The 3,073-nt window shown below is 36.8% G+C and carries 1 protein-coding gene and 1 CRISPR repeat array; the gene reads right to left on the bottom strand.

All coding sequences use genetic code 11. The annotated features are described in order from the left end of the window. Positions 1–76: 76 nt before the first annotated feature. A CRISPR array of direct repeats spans positions 77–2,255; the repeat unit is 36 nt; unit sequence GTCGCTTCCTTTATAGGAAGTGGAATTAATGGAAAC. Between the two features lie 251 nt (positions 2,256–2,506). Beyond that, positions 2,507–2,971: a DUF29 domain-containing protein gene (locus VB694_RS19285; protein ID WP_323361948.1), complete on the bottom strand. Its 465-nt coding sequence runs from the start codon at positions 2,969–2,971 to the stop codon at positions 2,507–2,509. Positions 2,972–3,073 lie beyond the last annotated feature (102 nt).

The raw sequence follows: 3,073 nt of genomic DNA, 5'->3' as shown, positions 1-3,073 counted from the left end.
CACATGATCTTGAGTTCCTACCCCGTCGCAAATGGCATCTAGACATTAGTCACTGCAAGGGTTTATACTATGAGGAGTCGCTTCCTTTATAGGAAGTGGAATTAATGGAAACTTGTAGTTTTCAGAAGTAAATAAAGCTGCGGCTTTGTTGTCGCTTCCTTTATAGGAAGTGGAATTAATGGAAACTTAGGATCTACACCTTGAAAGATGCAAGCCCCTACTTTACTAGGTCGCTTCCTTTATAGGAAGTGGAATTAATGGAAACTACAGATGAAGTACAGTTATTTTGTTCAATGCTAAACCTTGATATGTCGCTTCCTTTATAGGAAGTGGAATTAATGGAAACTTCCAAAACTAGCCAACCTTGTGAGTGGTGGTGAAATTACTCGTCGCTTCCTTTATAGGAAGTGGAATTAATGGAAACAGCAAACACTCCTGTTTCATGAAGTATCCATTCTCTTTGTCGCTTCCTTTATAGGAAGTGGAATTAATGGAAACTGGTTAATAATCTCTACTGGAGTCAAACCCTTTAGGCTGTCGCTTCCTTTATAGGAAGTGGAATTAATGGAAACAATCTCCATTAAGTTAAGTTGAAAGAGTCTACAGAGGGAAGCGAGCGTCGCTTCCTTTATAGGAAGTGGAATTAATGGAAACATATTAATTTTAAATATGCTGATAGTGACCTTTCTATTAGTCGCTTCCTTTATAGGAAGTGGAATTAATGGAAACTGATTGATCAGTGTACAGAAGTGTTAGCTTTGTGGAGCCAGTTAGTCGCTTCCTTTATAGGAAGTGGAATTAATGGAAACATATAGGTGCATACTTAGCAAACAAAGCTTTAGTTTTAAGAAGTCGCTTCCTTTATAGGAAGTGGAATTAATGGAAACTTCAGCATACTCTGATAAATATACTGAAACTGAAATAGATGTCGCTTCCTTTATAGGAAGTGGAATTAATGGAAACTGCCAGCAGTCCTCCGGCATTACCCCTAATAATTGGTCGCTTCCTTTATAGGAAGTGGAATTAATGGAAACAAGGTGTAATGCCCTTTTTGGTGAAACGTGGGTTGTCGCTTCCTTTATAGGAAGTGGAATTAATGGAAACCTTCCTTGAGTGCATCCTCAACTTCCTTCAGGGTTTGCTTGATTGGTCGCTTCCTTTATAGGAAGTGGAATTAATGGAAACCTATAGGTAATAGAATTTAGTCCAGCCTAGTATGACAAAGTCGCTTCCTTTATAGGAAGTGGAATTAATGGAAACTTTTTTCATTGATACGTTCCACTCTGAGTTTTTTGGTTCAGGTCGCTTCCTTTATAGGAAGTGGAATTAATGGAAACGATGCCGTGTCCAGAAAATTTTCATAGAATCTTCCGTAATATTGTCGCTTCCTTTATAGGAAGTGGAATTAATGGAAACATGAATTAACATTACTTGATGTTTCAATATTAACGTTAGGTAATGTCGCTTCCTTTATAGGAAGTGGAATTAATGGAAACACCAAATCCAGCAGTCATAACAGATGAGACTACAGCAAGGTCGCTTCCTTTATAGGAAGTGGAATTAATGGAAACCATCTCCTCCAGCCATGTTGTGGATTCCAATGCTGCTGTCGCTTCCTTTATAGGAAGTGGAATTAATGGAAACTTCAACATCGGTGAGAGTGTTTGATACTGTCGATGAGTTTCCTATGTCGCTTCCTTTATAGGAAGTGGAATTAATGGAAACATTACATGAGCATCGCCGTTGGCTATGTAGCCTTGGCAGTCGCTTCCTTTATAGGAAGTGGAATTAATGGAAACTGTAATTTATTTCCACACCACTTTAAGATCGGTTTCAGTCGCTTCCTTTATAGGAAGTGGAATTAATGGAAACTCTCTTGTACCCCATGCTATTAGGGTATCTTGGAATGGTCGCTTCCTTTATAGGAAGTGGAATTAATGGAAACCTGATTCATCGCACGATACAACTTAATCATTGTTAACAGTCGCTTCCTTTATAGGAAGTGGAATTAATGGAAACGTTATCTGATAAGTCCCAATCTTCTTTGTTATTCAATTTGTGTCGCTTCCTTTATAGGAAGTGGAATTAATGGAAACATCTAAGAACAGCAGATCTAACTTTTAAACCAATCAGTCTCAAGTCGCTTCCTTTATAGGAAGTGGAATTAATGGAAACTGGGCATTGTATCTTCATTCTTTTCGATCTTGTCCAGTAAAGCTGTCGCTTCCTTTATAGGAAGTGGAATTAATGGAAACTCAAGTAATTCAGATCCCCGACTTCTCTAAGAAGCTGGGGATTTATATATTATGTATTGCGAAGTTTCTATTTAATTATCTTGACTGATTTCTTCCTTGGCACGAAATTTAATTTAATAATCTAAAAATTTCTATAATTACGAATTCCCCAAAATTTTCCTAGCTGTTGCGAAAATCAAAAGTTGTTCAATAAGAGCGACACATGATAAATACTCTTACTAATGTGACTGATAACTCTGCACCTTCAATAATTATCCTTCCCAGTCTTGATGGGTATCACACAAAAAATCATCAGCAATAATATCATCAAATAAATAAGGACAATTTTCGGGAAAAGTTCTTAATGGTAAATTAGTTTCCCGTAAAGCTAAATCAACTCCTGCTTCAAAACCATCTAACATAGCTTCTTCGATGCGAGATTTTAAACTAGGGTTTTGTCGCAGATGTCGGTGAATAGCGCGACGTTGTTCTCTAATTGTTAAAAACCAACTGCGAGAACGGTTTTCCGGTTGATATTCCCATTTTAAGAGATGACCTAATAATACACTCAAACGACTTGCTAATTCTCGATATTCCTGCCTTCCCAACGCTTGAATTTCCTCTTGTAAATGTTGCCAGTCTAATTCTAAAACTAGCCTTTCTTCTAAAGCTTTGGCTTGTTGTTGTGTCCAACAATAGAAGTCTTGATAATACAAAGAAGATTGAGATTGATCCATATTTAGATAATTTTATCTTTATCTGCAATAATATTTTAATTATATAACTTATCCCAAAATTTCTCATTTTCCCGTAAGTATTCATTTGTAGAAATCTTTCAT

Source organism: Anabaena sp. UHCC 0451, assembly GCF_034931405.1.
Taxonomy (GTDB): domain Bacteria; phylum Cyanobacteriota; class Cyanobacteriia; order Cyanobacteriales; family Nostocaceae; genus RDYJ01.
Note: the sequence above shows the minus strand (reverse complement) of the source record. Positions and strands in the feature narration are given on the sequence as shown.

Bases quoted from the DNA above. Each gene is read 5' to 3' on its own strand.
- VB694_RS19285 (WP_323361948.1), bottom strand. From the start codon at position 2,971: ATGGATCAATCTCAATCTTCTTTGTATTATCAAGACTTCTATTGTTGG.